The sequence below is a fragment of the Amycolatopsis kentuckyensis genome (assembly GCF_002155975.1).
Lineage (GTDB): Bacteria > Actinomycetota > Actinomycetes > Mycobacteriales > Pseudonocardiaceae > Amycolatopsis > Amycolatopsis kentuckyensis.
The window spans coordinates 1-19,385 of record NZ_MUMI01000225.1; the positions used below are offsets into that span (position 1 = coordinate 1).

Annotated in this window: 17 protein-coding genes; 6 read left to right on the forward strand and 11 right to left on the reverse strand. The window is 71.1% G+C overall.

Annotated features, from left to right (window positions below):
- The 4 genes from CCN39_RS22125 to CCN39_RS22140 all read right to left on the reverse strand — a co-directional run.
- A partial coding sequence (locus tag CCN39_RS22125; RefSeq protein ID WP_086844887.1) for a DUF8688 domain-containing protein occupies nucleotides 1-844 on the reverse strand: 844 nt, incomplete at its 3' end.
- A gap of 1 nt (nucleotide 845) precedes the next feature.
- Nucleotides 846-1,811 carry a class I SAM-dependent methyltransferase gene (locus tag CCN39_RS22130; protein WP_086844890.1) on the reverse strand — a complete coding sequence of 322 codons (966 nt, stop codon included), beginning with the start codon at nucleotides 1,809-1,811 and terminating at the stop codon, nucleotides 846-848.
- A gap of 4 nt (nucleotides 1,812-1,815) precedes the next feature.
- Nucleotides 1,816-2,595, reverse strand: a complete 780-nt coding sequence (locus CCN39_RS22135; RefSeq protein WP_086844893.1) for an enoyl-CoA hydratase/isomerase family protein — start codon at nucleotides 2,593-2,595, stop codon at nucleotides 1,816-1,818.
- A gap of 55 nt (nucleotides 2,596-2,650) precedes the next feature.
- Nucleotides 2,651-3,472, reverse strand: a complete 822-nt coding sequence (locus CCN39_RS22140; RefSeq protein WP_167455145.1) for an ABC transporter ATP-binding protein — start codon at nucleotides 3,470-3,472, stop codon at nucleotides 2,651-2,653.
- Between the two features lie 329 nt (nucleotides 3,473-3,801).
- Between CCN39_RS22140 and CCN39_RS22145 the strand changes: the two genes are divergently transcribed.
- Both CCN39_RS22145 and CCN39_RS22150 read left to right on the forward strand, forming a co-directional pair.
- Nucleotides 3,802-4,347 (forward strand): cysteine dioxygenase, encoded by a 546-nt coding sequence (locus tag CCN39_RS22145; RefSeq protein ID WP_086844895.1) that lies wholly within the window; start codon nucleotides 3,802-3,804, stop codon nucleotides 4,345-4,347.
- On the forward strand, nucleotides 4,344-4,739 hold the full coding sequence (locus CCN39_RS22150; protein ID WP_086844897.1) for a rhodanese-like domain-containing protein: 396 nt from the start codon (nucleotides 4,344-4,346) through the stop codon (nucleotides 4,737-4,739). Before CCN39_RS22145 ends, CCN39_RS22150 begins: the two co-directional genes overlap by 4 nt.
- 41 nt (nucleotides 4,740-4,780) lie before the next feature.
- Here CCN39_RS22150 and CCN39_RS22155 read toward each other — a convergent pair whose 3' ends face one another.
- Both CCN39_RS22155 and glgP read right to left on the reverse strand, forming a co-directional pair.
- Nucleotides 4,781-5,770, reverse strand: coding sequence for an LLM class F420-dependent oxidoreductase (locus CCN39_RS22155; RefSeq protein WP_086844899.1), 990 nt, complete (start codon nucleotides 5,768-5,770; stop codon nucleotides 4,781-4,783).
- A gap of 64 nt (nucleotides 5,771-5,834) precedes the next feature.
- Nucleotides 5,835-8,363, reverse strand: coding sequence for an alpha-glucan family phosphorylase (gene glgP / locus CCN39_RS22160; RefSeq protein ID WP_086844901.1), 2,529 nt, complete (start codon nucleotides 8,361-8,363; stop codon nucleotides 5,835-5,837).
- 133 nt (nucleotides 8,364-8,496) lie between these two features.
- On the opposite strand from glgP, the gene CCN39_RS22165 reads away from it, so the two are divergent.
- Nucleotides 8,497-9,930, forward strand: coding sequence for a neutral zinc metallopeptidase (locus CCN39_RS22165; RefSeq protein WP_167455146.1), 1,434 nt, complete (start codon nucleotides 8,497-8,499; stop codon nucleotides 9,928-9,930).
- A gap of 45 nt (nucleotides 9,931-9,975) precedes the next feature.
- Here CCN39_RS22165 and CCN39_RS22170 read toward each other — a convergent pair whose 3' ends face one another.
- Complete coding sequence (locus tag CCN39_RS22170) at nucleotides 9,976-10,941, reverse strand: tetratricopeptide repeat protein (protein ID WP_086844905.1); 966 nt, start codon at nucleotides 10,939-10,941, stop codon at nucleotides 9,976-9,978.
- Between the two features lie 168 nt (nucleotides 10,942-11,109).
- On the opposite strand from CCN39_RS22170, the gene CCN39_RS22175 reads away from it, so the two are divergent.
- Entirely contained in the window at nucleotides 11,110-11,517 is a 408-nt protein-coding gene (locus CCN39_RS22175; protein WP_086844907.1) for a hypothetical protein, read from the forward strand.
- Here the strand turns inward: CCN39_RS22175 and CCN39_RS22180 are convergent, their stop codons facing one another.
- On the reverse strand, nucleotides 11,518-11,823 hold the full coding sequence (locus tag CCN39_RS22180; RefSeq protein WP_086844909.1) for a thiamine-binding protein: 306 nt from the start codon (nucleotides 11,821-11,823) through the stop codon (nucleotides 11,518-11,520). It lies immediately after the preceding gene.
- Between the two features lie 79 nt (nucleotides 11,824-11,902).
- Between CCN39_RS22180 and CCN39_RS22185 the strand changes: the two genes are divergently transcribed.
- Nucleotides 11,903-12,403, forward strand: coding sequence for a MarR family winged helix-turn-helix transcriptional regulator (locus CCN39_RS22185; RefSeq protein ID WP_004562932.1), 501 nt, complete (start codon nucleotides 11,903-11,905; stop codon nucleotides 12,401-12,403).
- Between the two features lie 61 nt (nucleotides 12,404-12,464).
- Here the strand turns inward: CCN39_RS22185 and CCN39_RS22190 are convergent, their stop codons facing one another.
- From CCN39_RS22190 to CCN39_RS22200, 3 genes are all read right to left on the reverse strand, one after another.
- Nucleotides 12,465-12,830, reverse strand: a complete 366-nt coding sequence (locus CCN39_RS22190; RefSeq protein ID WP_086844911.1) for a DUF3817 domain-containing protein — start codon at nucleotides 12,828-12,830, stop codon at nucleotides 12,465-12,467.
- 217 nt (nucleotides 12,831-13,047) lie between these two features.
- On the reverse strand, nucleotides 13,048-15,429 hold the full coding sequence (locus CCN39_RS22195) for a GH92 family glycosyl hydrolase (protein ID WP_086844913.1): 2,382 nt from the start codon (nucleotides 15,427-15,429) through the stop codon (nucleotides 13,048-13,050).
- Nucleotides 15,426-18,656, reverse strand: a complete 3,231-nt coding sequence (locus CCN39_RS22200) for a GH92 family glycosyl hydrolase (RefSeq protein ID WP_434781119.1) — start codon at nucleotides 18,654-18,656, stop codon at nucleotides 15,426-15,428. The genes CCN39_RS22195 and CCN39_RS22200 overlap by 4 nt, the downstream gene beginning before the upstream one ends.
- Nucleotides 18,657-18,939: 283 nt before the next feature.
- Between CCN39_RS22200 and CCN39_RS22205 the strand changes: the two genes are divergently transcribed.
- Nucleotides 18,940-19,385 (forward strand): LacI family DNA-binding transcriptional regulator (locus CCN39_RS22205; RefSeq protein WP_143264111.1); only part of this gene is annotated, 446 nt, incomplete at its 3' end.

The window sequence follows — 19,385 nt, forward strand, 5'->3', positions numbered from 1 at the left end:
CGGCGCGGACGACGGCGCCGTCGGGGTCGACGATCCACTCCCCCGGCTCCCGGCTGGGCAGTTCGTCCGGTTCGGCGTCGGTGACCGTCCACTGTGTCCCGTCCGAGCGCAGCACGGTCGCCCGGCGCGTGACGCCGGTGCCCAGGCCGCGCCAGAGGCAGGATTCGCGCACTTGGCCGTCCAGGGACACGAGCTCGACCTCGTCCGCCCACGGCGTGAGCGCGAAGTCGAGGCCGGGTGCGCACTTCACGGACAAGGCTCGTCCCGGGTACGCCTCGACCAGGCCGTCCAGGGGCGGGGCGAAGTCGGCGGGTTTCCACGCCCGGCGCCCGGACGAGTCGCGCCGCGCCGGATCGGCGACGACGACCCCGGACCGGCTGACCGGGCGCAGGGCGTCCGCCCGCGCGAGTCCGAACGCGACACCGGCCGCAGACCCGTTGTGCCGGGCCATTTCCAGCCGGACCGGATCCACATCGGACCCCACGGCAAGCCGCGCAACCCGGGCGATTTCGACGAGGTCCGCGCCCACCGAGCACGTGACGTCGTGCACGTCGAGACCCGCCAGCCGCAACGCCCGGTGCCGAGCCACGATCGACGCGCTCGCCTGCTGGAGCGCGTCGGCGGTGAACAACCAGTCCACACCGGACAGCTTGCCGACGGCTTTCCGGCGCAGCAGCACGGTTTCCAGGACCGCGGCAGCGCGCTCCGAGCCCACGAGACGGCGCACAGCCGCGACGGACGCGATCGGGTCGGTCAGCGGCAGCGCCGAAACCTCGGCGAGCGCCGCCGCCCCCGCGTCCGAACGCAGGTAGGCGACGTCGCCGAGGCTGAACGAATAGCCCAATTCAGGACGGCCGCTTGGTCCCGGTGATCATGACGTTGTAGAACAGCTCCCGCGGCAGGATCTTCGACAGCACCTTCTTGTCCACGGCGGACAGCCGCAGCCACAGGTGGTAGGCGAACAGCCGCCAGCGCACGGTCAGCTTCTCGGCCGGAACCGCGGCCTCGAACGTCCGGATCGGCCAGCCGGCCAGGGCGGCGGCGAACTCCTCGGTGACCGCGCGGACGTCCTGGGCGCCCGCGCCGCGGGCCCACGACTCCAGCTCCGACGGGTCGAAGGTGTGGATGTCGACCACGGCTTCCAGCGCGGCGGCGCGCGACGACTCGTCCAGTTCGGACTGCGGCCGCCGCCAGCCGCGCAGCGCGGGCAGCTTCGTCACGCGGGTCGTCAGGAACCAGGTGAACTGGCCGAGCTTGCGGGCGTAGAAGTCGCCGACCTTGGTCGGCTCGCCGGCGAAGACGAACCGGCCGCCCGGCTTGAGCACGCGCAGCACCTCGCGGAACGCCGCCTGGACGTCCGGGATGTGGTGCAGCACCGCGTGCCCGACCACCAGGTCGAACGTGTTGTCGTCGTACGGGATGCGCTCGGCGTCGGCGACCCGGCCGTCGACGTCGAGGCCGAGCTTCTCGGCGTTGCGCAGCGCGACCTGGACCATGCCGGGCGAGAGGTCGGTGACCGAGCCCTTCTTGGCGACGCCGCCCTGCATCAGGTTCAGCAGGAAGAAGCCGGTGCCGCTGCCCAGCTCCATCGCGTGCTGGTAGGGCTGGCCGTCCTCGCCCGCGACGGCGTTGAACACGTCGGTGGCGTAGGAGATGCAGCGCTCGTCGTACGAGATCGACCACTTCTCGTCGTAGGTGCCGGCTTCCCAGTCGTGGTACAGCACGTTCGCCAGCTTGGGGTCGGCGTAGGCCGCCTGGACCTCTTCGGCGGTGGCGTGCGGGTTGGGCGCCGGGTCGTTCACGTCGGTCAAGGCGTCATTTCCCTTCGAAAGTGGCCTTGCCGGGCCCGTTTTCGATGAACGACTTCATGCCGTTCTGCTGGTCTTGGGTCGCCCAGAGGGCGGCGAACAGGTGCGACTCGAGCTTGAGCGCGTTCGGGAGGTCCATGTCGAGACCGCCGTCGATGGCCGCCTTCGCCGCGCGCAGCGCCACCGCGGGGCCGTTCGCGAACTGCGCCGCCCACTTGTGGGCCGCCGCGTAGACGTCGTCCGGAGCGACGACCTGGTCGACGATCCCGAGAGCCAGCGCTTCCTCGGCCTTGACGAACCGTCCGGTGTAGACGATGTCCTTGGTCTTGCTCGGCCCGATCAGCCGGGCCAGGCGCTGGGTGCCGCCCGCGCCGGGGATGACGCCGAGCTGGATCTCCGGCTGGCCGACCTTGACGTTGTCGCCGGCGACCCGCCAGTCCGCGGTGAGCGCCAGCTCGAGGCCGCCGCCGAGGGCGTACCCGGTGATGGCCGCGACGACCGGCTTGGGGATGTTCGCGATGGCCGCGAGGGTGCCGGTGAGGTTCGCGCCGAACTTGGCGATCTCCGGGTAGGTGCGGGTGGCCATCTCCTTGATGTCCGCGCCGCCCGCGAAGGTCTTCTCGCCGCCGTAGAGGATCACCGCGCGGACGTCGTCGCGCTCGGTGGCCTCCTTCGCCAGCTCGGCGAGCTCGGCGGTGACCTGGGCGTTCAGGGCGTTGACCGGCGGCCGGTCGAGCCGGATGGTGCCGACCCCGTCCTTGACCTCGAGGGCTACGAACTCTCCCACGTCACTCCTCCTCGTTGACGGACTGCCAGCAGGCTACCGGTCGGTAAGCGTCAGCTTAGCGACGGCGCGCGAAGAAGCGATCCCCGGAGCGCTCCAGCACGAGGTCCTGGTCGAACGTCTTCGAGAGGTTCTCGCTGGTGATGACGTCGTCGACGAGCCCGGAGACCACGGCGTGGCCGTCACGCAGGAGCAGCGCGTGGGTGAAGCCCGGCGGGATCTCCTCGACGTGGTGGGTGACCAGCACGAGCGCCGGCGCTTCGGCGTCCATCGCCAGGTCGGACAGCCGGGCGACGAGGTCCTCGCGGCCGCCCAGGTCGAGACCCGCGGCGGGCTCGTCGAGCAGCAGCATCTCCGGGTCGGTCATCAGCGACCGGGCGATCAGGGTCCGCTTGCGCTCGCCCTCGGACAGCGTCCCGAAGGTGCGCTCGGCGAGGTGCCCGATGCCCATCGCGTCGAGCAGCTCGGTCGCGCGGGCCATGTCGAGGGTGTCGTATTCCTCACGCCAGCGGCCGAGCACCGCGTACCCGGCGCTGACCACGACGTCCTTGACCAGCTCGTCGCCCGGCACGCGCTGGGCGATGGCGGCCGAGGTGAAGCCGATGCGGGGGCGGAGGTCGAAGATGTTGACCTTGCCGATCCGCTCGCCGAGCAGGTCGACCTCGCCGGTGGTCGGGTGCAGTTCGGCCGCGGCGAGGCGCAGCAGGGTGGTCTTGCCCGCGCCGTTCGGGCCGAGCACCACCCAGCGCTCGTCCAGCTCGACGGTCCAGTCGAGGCCGGCGAGGAGGTCGTTGGTCCCCCGGCGGACGCCGACACCGGCCATCCGGACCACGAGGTCGTCAAGTTCGCTGGGCTGGATCGGCTCGCTCACGAGGCCCATTCTGTCTGCCCTCGCGCGCGCGTGCGCACCCGCCCGGGTGAGACGGCGAACGGGCAGGTCGGAACCGTCCACGACGTGGAACGCCGCACCGCGGGAGAGCAGCTCCGGGCCTCGCTGTGGCAGGATTGCGGGCATGTCAGCCGACGCGCCCGCCACCGGGATCACCCGGGGTTCGTTCTGGCGCCGTCGCACCATCGACCTGCTCCTCGTCGCTTCGGCCGGGTGTACGCGGGCGCGGTTCCGCTGATCCCTCGCGTCCTGTGTGACGCGTGCGGTGCCGCGCTGTTCCCGGCGTCCGAATTCCCTGCACGTTGCGAGGAGCACCCGCGTTGATCACATCCCTGGTTCGTCCGCCCGTCGAGATCCACCCGCAGCTGACCGACCCGCTGCTGCCCGAGCTGCTGCACCCGTCGCGGCTGCTCTGGACACCGCGTGAGCTGGCCGAGCTGACCGCCACCGTCACCACCGAGCTGACCGCGGGCCTGCGCGGCATCCTGCGGTTCGACGAAGACCGCCGCTGGTGGGCCCGGCTGGCGCTGACCGACGGCGTCGAGCTGTGGCTGCTGTCGTGGCTGCCCGGCCAGCACACGAAGCCGCACGACCACGGCGGCGCGTCCGGCTCGTTCACCGTCCTGCAGGGCGAGCTCGGCGAGGAGTACCGCTACCCCGGCGGCCCGATCCGGCGCCGGACGCACGTCGCCGGCCAGGGCCTGGGCTTCGGCGCGGGCCGCGCGCACCAGGTCATCGGGCTCGGCGACCAGCCCGCGGCGAGCGTCCACGCGTACTCGCCGCCGCTGGTGACGACGCGGGAGTACGCCTCGCTCGCGGACGTTCCGGCGGAAATCCCGCCGCTGCCCGCTATCGTCCGGTCATGAGCGCTGTCGATTCGCTGCTGGCTTCCGCGCGGTCCGGGCTGGACCGGGTGACCCCGGTCCGGGCCCGGGAGCTGCAGGAGGCGGGGGCGCTGGTGGTCGACATCCGGCCGCTGGCGAACCGGCAGGCCGAGGGCGAGATCCCGGGCGCGGTGATCGTCGAGCGGATCCACCTGGAGTGGCGGCTGGCGCCGGACAGCGAGTGGCGGCTGCCCGCGGTGACGCCCGAGGCGACGGTGATCGTGGTGTGCAACGAGGGGTATTCGTCGAGCTTGGCGGCGGCCGACCTGCAGCGGCTGGGGCTGCCCGGGGCGACCGACCTCGAGGGCGGGTTCCGCGCCTGGGCTGCCGCCGGCCTGCCCGTGCAGGCAGGCGGCAGCCCGGCGGTGCCTTAGCAGCCCCCGTTTTCCACGCTACCGAAGGGGACCGACGGTTTTCAGTCCGCCAGCGCCGGGGCGACGTGCTTGGTGAACAGGTCGATGCCGGACCGGTCGTAGGCGGCCTCCGGGAAGTTCAGGATCGCGTACGACATCCCCCGCTTGCCCAGGGCGGCGAGGTGCTCGGCGACCTGCTCCGGCGTGCCGACCGTCGGGCCGCTCGCGAACGTGGCGATCGCCCGCTCGGCCTCCTCTGCCGGGACGTACTTCTCGTAGTGCGCCTTCAGCCAGGCCACCTTCTCCTGGACGTCCTTGTCGGTCTCGCCGAGCACGGCGCTGACGTTGCCCGAGCGGACGATCGCGGCGAAGTCGGTGCCGACGTCCTTGCAGTGCGCCGCCAGGATCTCCGACTTGCGGGTGAACGTCTCCGGCTCGGGGAAGAAGTTCGTGTACCGCGCGTACTTCGCCGCGATCCGGAGCGTCTTCTTCTCGCCGCCGCCGGCGATCCACAGCGGGATGCCGCCTTCCTGCGGGGGCAGCGGGCGGAGGATCGCCCCGTTGGTCTGGTAGTGCTTGCCGTCCAGTGTGGACGTGCCGGTCCTCCACAGGTCCCGCATGATCTGCACACCTTCGTCGAGCTGGCCGAGCCGCTCGCCGGCGGACGGGAAGCCGTAGCCGTAGGCCCGCCACTCGTGCTCGTACCAGCCCGCGCCGATGCCCATTTCGACCCGGCCGCCCGAGATGAGGTCGGCGGTCGCGGCGACCTTCGCCAGGTAGGCGGGGTTGCGGTAGCCCATGCAGGTGCACATCTGCCCGAGCCGGATGGTCTCCGTCGAGGCGGCGAACGCCGAGATCAGCGACCACGCCTCGTGCGTGGCCTCCTCGGTCGGGACCGGCACGGTGTGGAAGTGGTCGTAGACCCAGATCGATTCGAAGGGGCCCGCCTCCGCGTGTTTCGCGAGGCCGAGCATGGTCTTCCAGTGGTCCGCGGGGTCGATGCCGGCCAGGTCCAGCCGCCAGCCCTGCGGGACGAACATTCCGAAGCGCATGCCTACAACTTAGCTTCGCTCAGGGTCGTCCGCGGCGTGATTTCCCGGCTGGAGCAGCTCCAGGTCAGGCCAGCACGACCCGCGCCAGCTCGGCCGGCGTCGCCAGCAGGCCGTGCTTGGGCAGCACCCGGACCGTGTACCCGATCGCCCCCGGGCGGGGCAGCTTCACGCGGGCCGCGAACGCGCCGATGCCGTCCTCGGTCATCGGGACCGTCACCGGGTCGCGGAGCTCGTCGTCGTCGGCCACCCGGCCGACCACCGCCTGGATGTCCACTTCGGACGGGTCGAGGCCGGCCAGGTCGATGCGGGCCCGGATCGTCACCTCGGTGCCCACGACCAGGGGCTCGGTCGCCTCCACCAGCAGCTCCGAGTCGAAGATGCGCAGCCGCGGCCAGGACACCTCGAGCTTCGTGCGGTAGTCCGCCAGCGAGAGCGCGCCGCGGTAGCCGTCGCCCGTCGCCGCCGCGACCGTGCGGGAGGCCGGGAGGTAGCCGTTGTCGACGTACTCGCGGACCATCCGGGACGCCTGGACCCGCGGGCCGAGCGTCTCCAGGGTGTGCCACACCATCGACAGCCAGCCGGTCGGGACACCATCGGAAGAGCGGTCGTAGAACAGCGGCGCGATCTGCTGGCCCAGCAGCTCGTACAGGGCCGCGGCCTCGAGGTCGTCGCGGCGCAGCGGGTCGGCGACGCCGTCCGCGGTCGGGATCGCCCAGCCGTTGCTGCCGTCGTAGCACTCGTCCCACCAGCCGTCGCGGATCGACAGGTTGAGCCCGCCGTTCAGCGCCGACTTCATCCCCGACGTCCCGCAGGCCTCCAGGGGCCGCACCGGGTTGTTCAGCCAGACGTCGCAGCCGCGGTAGAGGTAGCGCGCCATCGACATGTCGTAGTCGGGCAGGAAGACGATCCGGTGCCGGACGTCCGCGCCGTCGACGAACCGGACGATCTGCTGGATCAGCTGCTTGCCGTTCTCGTCGGCCGGGTGCGACTTGCCCGCGACGACGACCTGGATCGGCCGCTGTTCGTGCAGCAGCAGGGTCCGCAGCCGGTCGGGGTCGCGCAGCATCAGCGTCAGCCGCTTGTACGTCGGGACGCGGCGGGCGAAGCCGACGGTCAGCACGTCGGGGTCGAAGACCGAGTCCACCCAGCCCAGCTCCAGCGGGGACGCGCCGCGCTGCAGCCACGCCGCGCGCACCCGGCGCCGCACCTCGTGCACCAGCTTCTCGCGCAGTTCGCGCCGCAGCTCCCAGAGCTGGGCGTCGGACACGCCGTCGCGCAGCGGCCCCTCACCGACGTCGAGGCCCCACTCGCGGCCGAGCAGCGTGCTCAGCTCGCGCGCCACCCACGTCGGGCCGTGGACGCCGTTCGTCACCGACGAGATCGGCACCTCGTCGTGGTCGAACCCGGGCCACAGCCGCGAGAACATCTTGCGCGTGACGCGCCCGTGCAGCTGCGAGACGCCGTTCGCGCGCTGCGCCAGCCGCAGGCCCATGTGCGCCATGTTGAACAGGCCGGGGTTGTCTTCGGCGCCGAGGGCGAGCACGCGGCGCGGGTCGATGTCCGGCACCAGGCGCCCGTCGGCGAAGTAGCGCTGGACCAGGTCGACCGGGAACCGGTCGATGCCCGCGCTGACCGGCGTGTGCGTGGTGAACAGCGTCCCGGCGCGGACCGCGGGCATGGCCTCGTCGAACGCGAGGCCGTCGGCCTGGACGATCTCGCGGGCGCGTTCGAGCCCGAGGAACCCCGCGTGCCCCTCGTTCGTGTGAAACACCATCGGCTGCGGGTGCCCGGTCAGCTCGCAGTACTTCCGCACCGCGCGGAAGCCGCCGATGCCGGCCAGGATCTCCTGCCGCAGCCGGTGGTCGGCGTCGCCGCCGTAGAGCCGGTCGGTGACGCCGCGCAGGTCTTCGTCGTTGGCCTCGGTGTCGGTGTCGAGCAGCAGCAGCGGCACCCGCCCGACGCGGGCCTGCCAGATCTGCGCGCACAGCTCCCGCCCGCCCGGCATGGCGACGCCGATCAGCACCGGCCGCCCGCCCACGGTCAGCAGCTCCAGGGGGAAGGCGTTCGGGTCGATCACCGGGTAGTGCTCGACCTGCCAGCCGTCGAGCGACAGCGACTGCCGGAAGTAGCCGTTGCGGTAGAGCAGCCCGACGCCGACCATCGGCACGCCCAGGTCGGAGGCGGCTTTCAGGTGGTCGCCGGCCAGCACGCCGAGGCCGCCGGAGTAGTTCGGCAGCGCTTCGGTGACACCGAACTCCATCGAGAAGTAGGCGACCGCGGGCGGCAGCTCCGGGTCGTCGCGGCGCTGGTACCAGCGCGGCTCCGACAGGTACTTCTCCAGGTCCTCGGCCGCTTCGCGCGCCCGGGCGAGGAAGCCGTCGTCGACCGCGAGCTCGTCGAGCCGGGCCGGCGGCAGCGCGGTGAGCATCCGGAGCGGGTCGCGCACGGCGTTGAAGAGCTCGGCGTCCATCGACGCGAACAGGTCGCGGGTCGGCGGGTGCCACGTCCAGCGCAGGTTGGTGGCCAGCGCGCCCAGGCCGGACAGCGAATCCGGGAGGCTGGCGCGGACGGTGAACCGGCGGACTGCACGCATGGGAAGCGACGATATCGGGCCGCGGCCCGCCCTGCGCAGGGAGGAGTTCCGGGATTACCTGCACGCCGCGCGAATGCCCTGGGTATGGTCCTGCCCGTCGGGTACCGGGTGGGCACGAGAGCGAGTTGGACAGATGATCCCAGGGGGAGGACGGCGGGCGCTGGTCGCGCTGCTGGCCGTCGCGGCGGTCGCCGTGAGCGGGTGCAACAGCAAGGGCGGTGCGAGCGGGGACCCGGCCAAGGACACCGGCGCGGGCTCGGTCTCCGGGCTGCCGGTGACGCACTTCGAGAGCGGCCTCAAGCCGGACGCGCCGACGCCGAGCCTGAACGTCCGCAACGCCGACGGCGGCGAGGACGACAAGCTCGCCACCGCCGCGATCGACGACGTCCAGGCCTACTGGGGCGAGATGCTGCCGTCGAACTTCGGCCAGCAGTTCGAGCCGGTGAAGTCCCTGCTGTCCTACGACGCGCAGACCGACACCGAGAAGACCGGCTGCGGCAGCGTGAAGAAGCTCGTGAACGCGTTCTACTGCCCGGTCGACGACTCGGTGGCGTGGGACCGCGGCGTGCTGCTGCCGATGCTGCGCCAGCGGTTCGGCCCGATGTCGGTGGTCGTCGTGCTCGCGCACGAGTTCGGCCACGCCGTGCAGTACCGGCTCGGCGACAAGGCGGGGATCGCGAAGAACACCCCGACCGTGGTCAAGGAGCAGCAGGCCGACTGCTTCGCCGGCGGCTACTTCCGCTGGGTCGCCGAGGACAAGAGCAAGTACTACCGCGTGTCGACGTCCGAAGGCCTGAACCAGGTGATGGCGTCGATGTTCCTGATCCGCGACCAGGCCGGCACCAGCGCCGCCGACAAGGGCGCGCACGGCACGGCGTTCGACCGCACGTACGCGTTCCAGGCCGGGTTCGAGAAGGGCCCCAAGGAGTGCGCGGGGATGACGGCCGAGAACATCAAGCCGCGGCTCACCGAGCGCCCGTTCGACAAGGGCGACAAGGGCAAGGGCGACGCGAAGTTCAACGCGCAGACCGTCGAGCTGCTGAAGAAGAGCCTCGACGAGGCGTTCAAGGGCGCCGGGGTGGCCGCACCGGAGATCACCGACGGCGGCAGCTGCCAGACCACGCCGCCGGCGTCGTACTGCCCGGACGACAACACCGTGAGCATCGACATGGCCAAGCTGGCCCAGCTCGCCCAGCCGATCGACCGCGAGGCCGAGATGAAGGGCGAGGACCCGGGCGGCATGGGTGACTTCGCGGCGTTCTCGGAGGTCGCGGCCCGGTACGCGCTGGGCATCCAGAAGGGCGTCGGCGCGTCGATCGACAACGCGAACGCGGGCCTGCGCACGGCCTGCCTGGTCGGCGCGTGGGCGGCGTTCACCAACCGGCCGGGCGACCTGCGCCTGTCCGCGGGTGACCTCGACGAGGCCATCGCGGACCTGCTGCAGCCGGAGAGCCTCGTGTCGGCGGACGTCAACGGGAAGCGCCCGGACAGCGGTTTCGACCGGGTCGAGGCGCTGCGCAAGGGCTACCTCGAGGGTTCGACGGTCTGCTCGAAGCAGTACGCCTAGGTTCTGGGAAAAGGGCCCCCACCGCGCGGTGGGGGCCCTTTTTCGTCAGAAGAGAGCGCTCGCGAGGTCGCGGCGGGCCTTCATCACCCGGTCGTCGGCCGGGTCGAACAGGTCGAACAGGGCCACCAGGTGCTCGCGGACCTTGTTGCGGTCCTCGCCCGCGGTGCGGCGGACGGTGTCGATCAGGCGCTTGAAGCCCGCCTCGACCTCGTTGGCCGCGATCTCCAGGTCGGCCGCGTCGAGCTGGGCGGCCAGGTCCGACGGGTCGGCGTCCGCCTTGGCGCGGGCGTCCGGGTCGGCGCTTTCGGCGCGGGCGGTGAACTTGACCTGGGCCAGGGCGTTCTTGGCCAGCTCGTTCGCCGGTTCGACGTCGAGGATGCGCTCGTAAGCGGCCTGGGCGGCGGCGAAGTCGCCCCGCTCGAAGGCCTCCTCCGCCTCGGTGAAGCGCGGGTCTTCGGGCTCCTCGACCGGGCCGCCCGCCGCCTCGGCGTCCCGGATGCCCGGCAGCTTGTCGCGCAGGGCGTCCAGGAGCGCGTTGATCCACTTGCGGATCTCGGGCTCGGGCAGCGCGCCGGAGAAGGCGTCGACCGGCTGGCCGCCGGCGATGGCGACGATCGTCGGGATGGACTGCGCGCCGAACAGCTGCGCGATTCGCGGGTTGGCGTCGACGTCGACCTTCGCGACGACCCACGCGCCACCGGACTCGGCGGCCATCCGCTCGAGGACCGGGGACAGCTGCTTGCACGGGCCGCACCACTCGGCCCACAGGTCGACGACCACGAGCTGGTGCAGGGACCGCTCCACGACCTCGGCCTGGAAGGTGGCCTCGGTGACATCGATCACGGCCTCGCCCGAGGCAGGCCGCGGCGGCCCGTCGTCCCCACCGGCGGGCGGGGCCGGCTGCCGTTGCGCCGCTTCGGCACGGGCCTTGAGCGCGGACAGGTCGACCGCGCCGGAAAGGGCGGCGGACAGGGCCGCTGACTTCGCTGCAGATCCGCGTGGTTGTGTCACGGTTCCATCCTGGCACGCGCGCCGGAGGAGTTTCACCGGGTGCCCGGCCTGTCCACGGTCTGACACGTTCCGCGCTCGGCGCCGGCCTCCGGCACGCACCGTGGGCTTCGGCACCCTCCCGGCCCGGCCGCTTGGCAGGATGGCGGGCGCTGGGGCAGGCTCGGCCGGGTGCACATCCGGCGTGACGTGAAGGTGGGCCTGTCGGTCGCGGCCGCCGTCGCCTGGATCGGCGCGGTGACGCTGCTCATCGTGCACGAACCGGACCCGGGTGCGGCCTCGCCCGCCGAACTGCGCGACCGGCTGGCCGCCGCCCTCTCCGGGCACGATGCCGATGCCTTCGCCGACCTGCTCGACTACCCCGGCTCCGGCGGGGACGACTTCGCGAAGGACTACGTCTCCGTGCTCGCCGGCCGGGGCGTCCACGACGTGCGCGTCGAACTGGGCCCGGAGGCCGGCGAGCCGACCCGCGCCACCGTCTCCGGTGTCCTCGGTGACGGGAAGCCGTTCAGCTACCCGCTGACGGTGACGAGCGAAGACGGCCGCTGGACGGTCGCCTTCACCCCGCCGCTCCCCTAGTCAGGATTCGCGCAACCGCGCTTCGACCCGGTCCACCTTGGCTTCGAGCTGGCCGGAGAAGCCCGGCCGGATGTCCGCCTTCAGCACCAGGCCGACCCGGGCCGACCCCTCGCCCGCGGCCTCGACCGCGCGCTTCACGACGTCCATGACTTCATCCCAGGACTCGCCTTCGATGTTCGTGAACATCGCGTTGGTCGAGTTGGGCAGCCCGGATTCGCGGACCACCTTCACCGCCCGGGCCACGGCTTCGCTCACCCCGCCGTCGGGGTCCCCGCCGGACGGGCTCACGCTGAACGCGACGATCATGCTCGGAAGTCCCTTCTTCGGTGGTCATTTCCGCCAGTCGTGCGACACCCGCCGGTACCCGCTGGTAACTTCGCGTGTCATGAACCGTCCGCTGCCGTTCGACCCGATCGCCCGCGCGGCCCGGATCTGGGAGGACCGCATCGGGCCCTCCGGGACCATGGCCGCGGTGACCGGGGTGATGCGGGTCCAGCAGATCATCCAGTCCGCGGTGGACGGCGCGCTCAAGCCGCACGGCTTGACCTTCGCCCGGTACGAAGCGCTGGTGCTGCTCACCTTCGCCCGCAGCGCCAGCCTGCCGATGCGGGTGATGGGCGAGCGGCTCCAGCTGCACCCCACCAGTGTCACCAACATAGTGGACCGGCTGGAGCGCGACGGGCTCGTCAAGCGCGTCCCGCACCCGACGGACCGCCGGACGACGCTGGTGGAGATCACCGACGAGGGCCGCAAGCGCCGCGAGGCCGCGACCGAAGCCGTCACCGCCATCGACTTCGGGCTCAGCGGCCTCACCGAACGGCAGACCGAGCAGCTGACCGACCTGCTGACCAAGGTGCGCCGCGCCGCCGGGGACTTCAGCGAGTAAGCGGTCGACAGCAGAAAGGGCCCGCACTCGAAAAGTGCGGGCCCTTTCTCGCATGCCGGGATCAGACGGCGACGGGTTCCTTCGCCTGGAACAGGCCGACACCGCCGTGGGACAGCCGCTGGGGGCCGTCGAGCTTGCCGTTGCGCAGCGCCCACTTCTCGAACAGCCACGTGAACAGCGGCGGGATGCTCGCGAGCAGCGCCAGGACCAGCGTCTTCGGACGCCAGCCGAGCGGCTTCGCCACGGACAGGGAGATCACCACGTAGAGGACGAAGATCACGCCGTGCACCATGCCGAGGACGGGGACGCCGCCCTCGCCGGAGGAGTGGACGACGTACTTGAGGAACATCCCGACCAGCAGCCCGGCCCAGGAAAGGGCTTCGGCTACCGCGGCCACGCGGAACACTAGAGCGGCCTTGCTGGACACTTCTTCCTCCTGTGGGGTCTCACCACGTTGGTTCATGACACGAGAAAACGCCCGACACACCGTCCAAGGCGGACTTCCCTCGGACGTCAACGGCGCTGTCGGACGTGCTGATACCCAGTGTGAGGCGTGACGGCCCTCACGGGAACACCGGGGCCCGTGACGATGCTCACGGCCGTGGTCCACTGTGGTCTGAACCACGGCCGTAAGCGGGTGGTGGCTAGCCCGCGCAGGGCGAAGGCGGGGCGGACGACGGTGACGTCCCCCACTTCGCCGTGGCGTCGCCGGTGAGCCCGAAAGCCAGCGTCGTCCCGCGTTTCAGCTGGTCCACGCTGACGTAGACGCGGTCGCTGGCCGCGCCGTCCACTCGGAGGCCCGACACGTACTGCAGCGCCGAACCGGTGGCCCCCGGCGCCTGGATCGTGACGTCCCGCCCGTTCTCCAGGTGCAGAACGGATTTCGCGAAACGCGGAGCGTTCAGCACGAAGTTCCCAGTCCCTGGGACGGCGGGGTAGAGCCCGAGCGCGCTGAAGACGTACCAGGCCGACATGGTGCCCAGGTCGTCGTTCCCGGTGACGCCGTTGGGCGCGTTGGTGAACAACGTGTGCGCCGCCCGCACGACCGTCGACGTCTTCGCCGGCTGCCCGGTGAGCGCGTACATCCACGGCGAGTGCAGGTCCGGCTCGTTGTTCGGGTTGTAGCGGAACTGGTCGTAGTAGTCGTACGGGCCGACGACCCAGTTCTCGCGGACCGCGGTCGCCGGGTTCTTCACCAGTTCGCCGTAGGCGAAGAAGTCGTCGAGACGCTTCCCGGTGGCCGCCGGGCCGCCCATCCGCTGCACCAACCCGGGCACGTCCTGCTGCACGAGCCACTGGTACTGCCAGGCCGTGCCCTCGTGGAAGCCGTCCTGGCTCTGCGGGCTGTACGGCTTGTCCGCGGGCGAGAACCACGCGCCGCCGAGGACCTTCGGCCGGAAGAAACCGGTGAAGCCGCGGTCGGTCTGCGTTTCGTCCCACAACGTCCGGTAGGTCCGGCCCTTCGCGGCCAGCGCCGCCGCGTCGTCCTTCTTGCCGAGCGCGGCCGCCATGACCGACAGCGAACAGTCACCGAGCGCGTACTCCAAGGTGGCCGAAGCGCCGTGGTTCGGGTCGGTGTCCTGGCCCTTCTTCGGGAAGTCCGGGTCGTACTGGACGAACCCGTCCTGCTGGTAGCTCGCGTTGCCCGACCGCCCCTGGAACGGTGACGCGGCGGGCGGGATTTCGCGCGAGTTCTGCAGGAGTGCCTGGTAGGCGTGCATCTCCTCGCCTGACAAGGCGCCGAAGCGCCACAGGTCGACCAGGAACGGCGTGACCGGGTCGCCGGTCATCGTGTTCGTCTCCTGGCTCGCGTACGCCCACCGCGGCAGCCAGCCGCCCTGGTCGTGGATGGCCAGGATGCTCTTCGCGATGTCCTTCGCGCGGCTGGGCCGCAGCAGCGCCAGCAGCTGGTTCTGCGTGCGGTAGGTGTCCCACAGCGAGAAGAAGTCGTAGTACGTCCAGCCGACCGCGCGGTGGATCTTCTTGTCGAAGCCGTAGTAACGGCCGTCGGCGTCGTTGGCCGTCAGCGGCTGCAGCAGCGCGTGGTAGAGGGAGGTGAAGAAGACCGTCCGGTCGTCGGTCGTGCCGCCCTTGATGTCCACAGAGGACAACTCGCGCCGCCAGGTCCGCTGGACGGCGTCCCTGGCCGCGTCGAACGACCGGATGCGCTCCGACACCAGGTTGCCCCGCGCCCCGGCGGCGTCCACCTGGGAGATCGCCGTGGTCGCGGTGACCTGCCCGCCCCCGAACGTCAGCCACGCGCCACGCAGGCCCGCGCCACCTCCGGACGAGCGGGAGCCCGGTGTGCCGCCGGTCGGCGACCACGTGCCGAACGCCTTGAACGGCTTGTCGAACTTCGTCGTGAAGTACGTCGTGTACGCCTTGCCGCCGCAGAACGCCTGCGACTCGACGGTGCCCTCGACGGTCCGGTCGTCGACGACGCGGATGCTGCTGCCCGTCACCGGTTCCTTGTCGTTGGCCTGCCCGACGTTGACGAAGACGTTGGCGTCACCGGGCTTCGCGAAGGTGTACCGCTCGACCCCCGCCCGCGTCGCCGCGGTCGTTTCGACGTCGACGCCGCCGTAGCCGGTCAGGCGGACCTTGTAGTAGCCGGGCTTGCCGACTTCGCCGTCGTGGGTGAACGGCGAGGCGTACTGCTTCTGGTCGAACGTGGCCGGGCGAGTGGTGTCGAACGCCTTGCCGGGACCCACTTCCCCGGTCGTCGGCAACGTCGAGACCAGACCACCCTGCTCCCAGCAGCCCGCGCCGGACAGGAAGAAGTGCCCGAACCCGCGGATCGCGGTGTCGGTGTAGCGGTAGCCGGCGTAGTGCGAGGTGATCGGGCTGACCTGCGTCATCCCGAACGGCGCCGAGGCGCCCGGGAACGTGTTGCCCTCGTCCTGCGTGCCGATGAACGTGTTGACGGCGTCCAGGGCGTCGCCGCCGGCCGCGGTGGCGGCGGCGGGACTCACCCCCGTCGCCACCACGGCGAGCGTCAGTGCACCGGCCAGGACTTTGCCCCTCATGCGCCGATGCCGATCGCGAAGACGTGCAGGGCACCGCCGCTGACGTTCGACGGCAGCGTCACGCTCGCCACGGTCTTGCCCGCGTCGAGGGTGATCGGGTTCGTGCCGAACACCATCGTGCGGATCGGCTGCGGGTCGCTGCCCGAAGCGTTGCGGTACGGCGTGGACAGCACGATCCGGTTGCCGAACGCCGGTTGCGCGCCACCGCCGCCGAGGGTCCAGTCGGAGAACCCGATGGTGGCGGTGGACGTGCTGCCGTCGGTGTAGGTGACGGTCAGCGTGCCGGACGCGTTGCCGTTGGACGCCGAGCCGAGCAGCGCCAGGCGGCCGGAACCGCTCACGTTCACCGTCTGGCCACCGGCGACCACGTTGTCCGGGTCCCCGGCCGGGAACGCCGGCCAGGTGAACTTCAGCCCGTCGCTGGTGACCGTGCCGCCCGGGGTGGCGCCGGCCGCGGCGAGGGCGTCGGCCGAGTAGCTCCAGCCGCCGCCGTCGAAGTTGGCCGCGCCGGAGTTCGCGTCCGGGGAGATGCCGGCGTTGTTCACCGTGGCCAGCCAGCTGTTCGGCTGGGCCACCAGCACCGTCAGGACGGCCTGCGACGAGGCCACGCCGGGGGCGGAGAACGTCACCGGAATGCGCCGGGCGCCGTCGGCCAGGCCGGCCGGGACGCTGACCGTGAGCTCGGCCTGTGCCTTGCCCGCGGCCGGCACCGCGATGCTGCCGGTCGCCGGGGTCAGGGTGATCCCGTCGACGCTGCCCGCGGAGTAGGTCCAGGTCCGGGCGGTGCCGGAAAGGTCCTGGACGCCGACGGACGCCTTCGACGTCGACCCCGCGGGCGTCACCGCGCGGGCCGGGTCCACGAAGGACAGGCTGGGCTTCTCCTGCTCGCGGAACGACGGCGGTGCGTCGGCGACCGCGCTGCCCCACGAGGTCGCCGTGGCGGACCGCGTGTAGTCGAGCGTGCCGCCGCCGGAAATCAGTGCCTCCGGCAGCCACGCCTTGGCGGCCGCGCCGCCGTTGACCTTCAGGCTGCCCACGTAGTCGCCGGTGCCCGGGGCGTTGATGGTGACCTTCTTGCCCGAGCCGGTGGTGAGCACGGCGTGCTCGAAGCGCGGGGTGACCAGCAGCGTTTCGGCGCGACCCGGGATCTCCGGGTAGAGGCCGAGCGCGGACCAGACGTACCAGGCCGACATCTGGCCGAGGTCGTCGTTGCCGATCAGGCCTTCGGGACGCGGGTTGTACAGCTCGTCCATCGAGCGGTGCACGATCGCCTGGGTCTTGGCCGGGGCGCCCGCGTACGAGTACACGTACGGCGCGTTGGAGTTCGGCTCGTTGCCCATGAAGGCGTACGGCTCCTGCGTGCCCGCGTTCAGCTGGGTGAAGAAGGTGTCCAGCCGGGACTGGGTCGCGGTGTTCCCGCCGAACGCCGTCACGACGCCGCCGAGGTCGTAGGGCACCATCCACTCGTACTGCGCGCCGTTGCCCTCGACCCAGCCCTGCGAGCTCGCGGGGTCGTAGGTGCCGGAGAACGAGCCGTCCGCGTTGCGCGGCTGCAGGTGACCGGTGCCCGGGTTGTAGAGGTTCTGCCAGTTCTGGGCGCGCTTCATGAACGTCGTGTACGTCGCGCTGTCGCCGAGCCGCTTCGCGAACTGGGCGATGGAGAAGTCGGCGCTGGTGTATTCGAGGGTGTCCGCGCCGGCGCCCGGCACGTAACCCAGCTTCTGGTAGTCGTCGAGGCCAGGCCGTTCGGTGTAGCCCTGCGTCGGCTGGGTGGCGCCCTTGATCATGAGCAGCAACGCCTTCTGGGCGTCGAAGTCCCGCGCCCCGAACGCATACGCGCTGGAGACGATGATGTGGTACGGGTCGCCGTTCATGACGCCGGTGTAGTCGTTGGCCACCGTCCAGCGGTCCCACGAGCCGCCCTGCTCGGCGTAGGCCATCATCGACCGGACGATGTCCGAGGTCTCCTTCGGCGCGATCGTCGCCAGGAGCGGGACCTCCGAACGGTAGATGTCCCAGCCGGAGAAGTTGGTGTACATCGCGTGGCCCTTGTCGGCCGTGTGGATCCGGCCGTCGAAGCCGATGTACTGGCCGCCTGCGTCGGAGAACACGTTCGGCTGGAGCAGCGAGTGGTACAGCGAGGTGTAGAACGTCGTCAGGTCGGCGTCCGAGCCACCGGTGACGGCGATCTTGCCGAGCTGCGCGTTCCACGCCTTGCGCGCGTTCGACGCCACGGTGTCGAACGACTTCCCGGTGTTTTCGGCCTTGAGGTTGGCCTTCGCGCCGTCGACGGACACAAAGGACAGTCCGACCTGGACGTTCACCTGAGCGCCGTTGAGGTTGGCGAAGGTGACGTACCCGCCGCTGCCGGGGCCGCTGACGGTGGTGTTCTGCTGCTTGGCCGTGGCGGTGCGCGCGATCGAGGCGTCGGCGCCGTTGGGCTGCGCGACCTTCGCCTTGGCGCCGCCGGTTTCCGCGGCCTTGTTCGGCGTCACGGCGCCGTTCTTCCAGGTGCCGATCGACGCGAACGGCGTGTCGAACTTGGCCGAGAAGTAGACGCGGTAGCTGTTGCGCGCGCCGCAGAAGCGGCCGCTCGTGGCCCAGCCGCTGATCGTGTCCTTGCCGATGGTGATGGACGCGTCGTCGGTGCCGTTGACCGAGCCGGAGGTGTTGACCAGCAGCGTCGAGGACGCGCCGGCCGGGTAGGTCAGCCGCGCCGAACCGGTGCGCTGGGTCGCGCTGAGCTCGACCTTCGCTCCGCTGTCGAGGGTGACGTCGTAGGCGCCGGCCGTCGCGTGTTCGTTGGCGTGCGAGAACTTCGACGTGTAGTGGGCCGGGTCGGTCGCCGGCGAAGTCGTCACTTCACCGACATACGGGATGAACGGGATGTCCTGATAGGTCGAACAGCCCGCGCCGGACAGGTGCGTCAGGCTGAACCCGGTCAGGGCGTTGTCGTCGTAGAAGTAGCCGCCGGGCTGGGATTTCACCGTGTCCGGGCTCCACTGGACCATCCCGAACGGAGCGACCGCGCCGGGGAACGTGTTGCCGGCACCGCCCCCGGTGCCGTGGTCGGCCCCGCCGGGCCGGGTGCCCACGAAGGGGTTGACCCACTTCGCGTAGTCCGTGCTGGTCGCCGCGGCAGCGGGCACAGCGGGAGCCACCGCCGCGGTCACGGCCAGGGTCAGGAAGGTTAAACCGGCTCTGAAGCGCGCTCGCGCCATGGCCATCGCCTCTCCACCTCGTCAGCGCGACCGGAACCGGTGACATGACAACCTTGTCGCGCCGGGCCACCTTGGGCAGCGGCTCACGAAGCAGTCAAGGGTGCGGTGAAGACCTGTCCACTTCCGGACAGCACGATCCACCGATCGCGGAGCCGAATCGGCACAATCCACGCACGGGGCGTTGACAAGGCGCCGGTCGGGGAGTTCAATCCCGGTCACTATGACAACGTTGTCTCCTCTCGGCCGGGACCGGGACGGCAGCACGCGCACCGCGAGCAGGCGGGCCACGATGAGCGACGTGGCCCGCCTGGCGGGCGTGAGCATCAAGACCGTCTCGCGCGTGGTCAACGACGAACCGGCGGTGCACCCCGACACCGCCGAGCGGGTCATGGCGGCCATCGAGCAGCTGGGGTTCCGGCGCAACCTGGGCGCGCGGAACCTGCGCCGCGGGTCGACCACCGGCACCATCGGGCTGATCGTCGAAGACGTCGGCAACCCCTTCTACTCCGAGCTGAACCGCGCGGTCGAGCGCATCGCGACGTCGTTCGGGCGGCAGGTGCTCACCGGCTCGTCCGAGGAGAACTCCGACCGCGAGCGCGAGCTCGTCCTGGAGTTCTGCGCGCGGCGGGTGGACGGCATCCTCGTCGTCCCGGCCGGTCTCCAGCACGGCTACCTGGTGCCGGAGATGCGCGCGGGCACGCCGGTGGTGTTCATCGACCGGCCGGCCGGCGACAT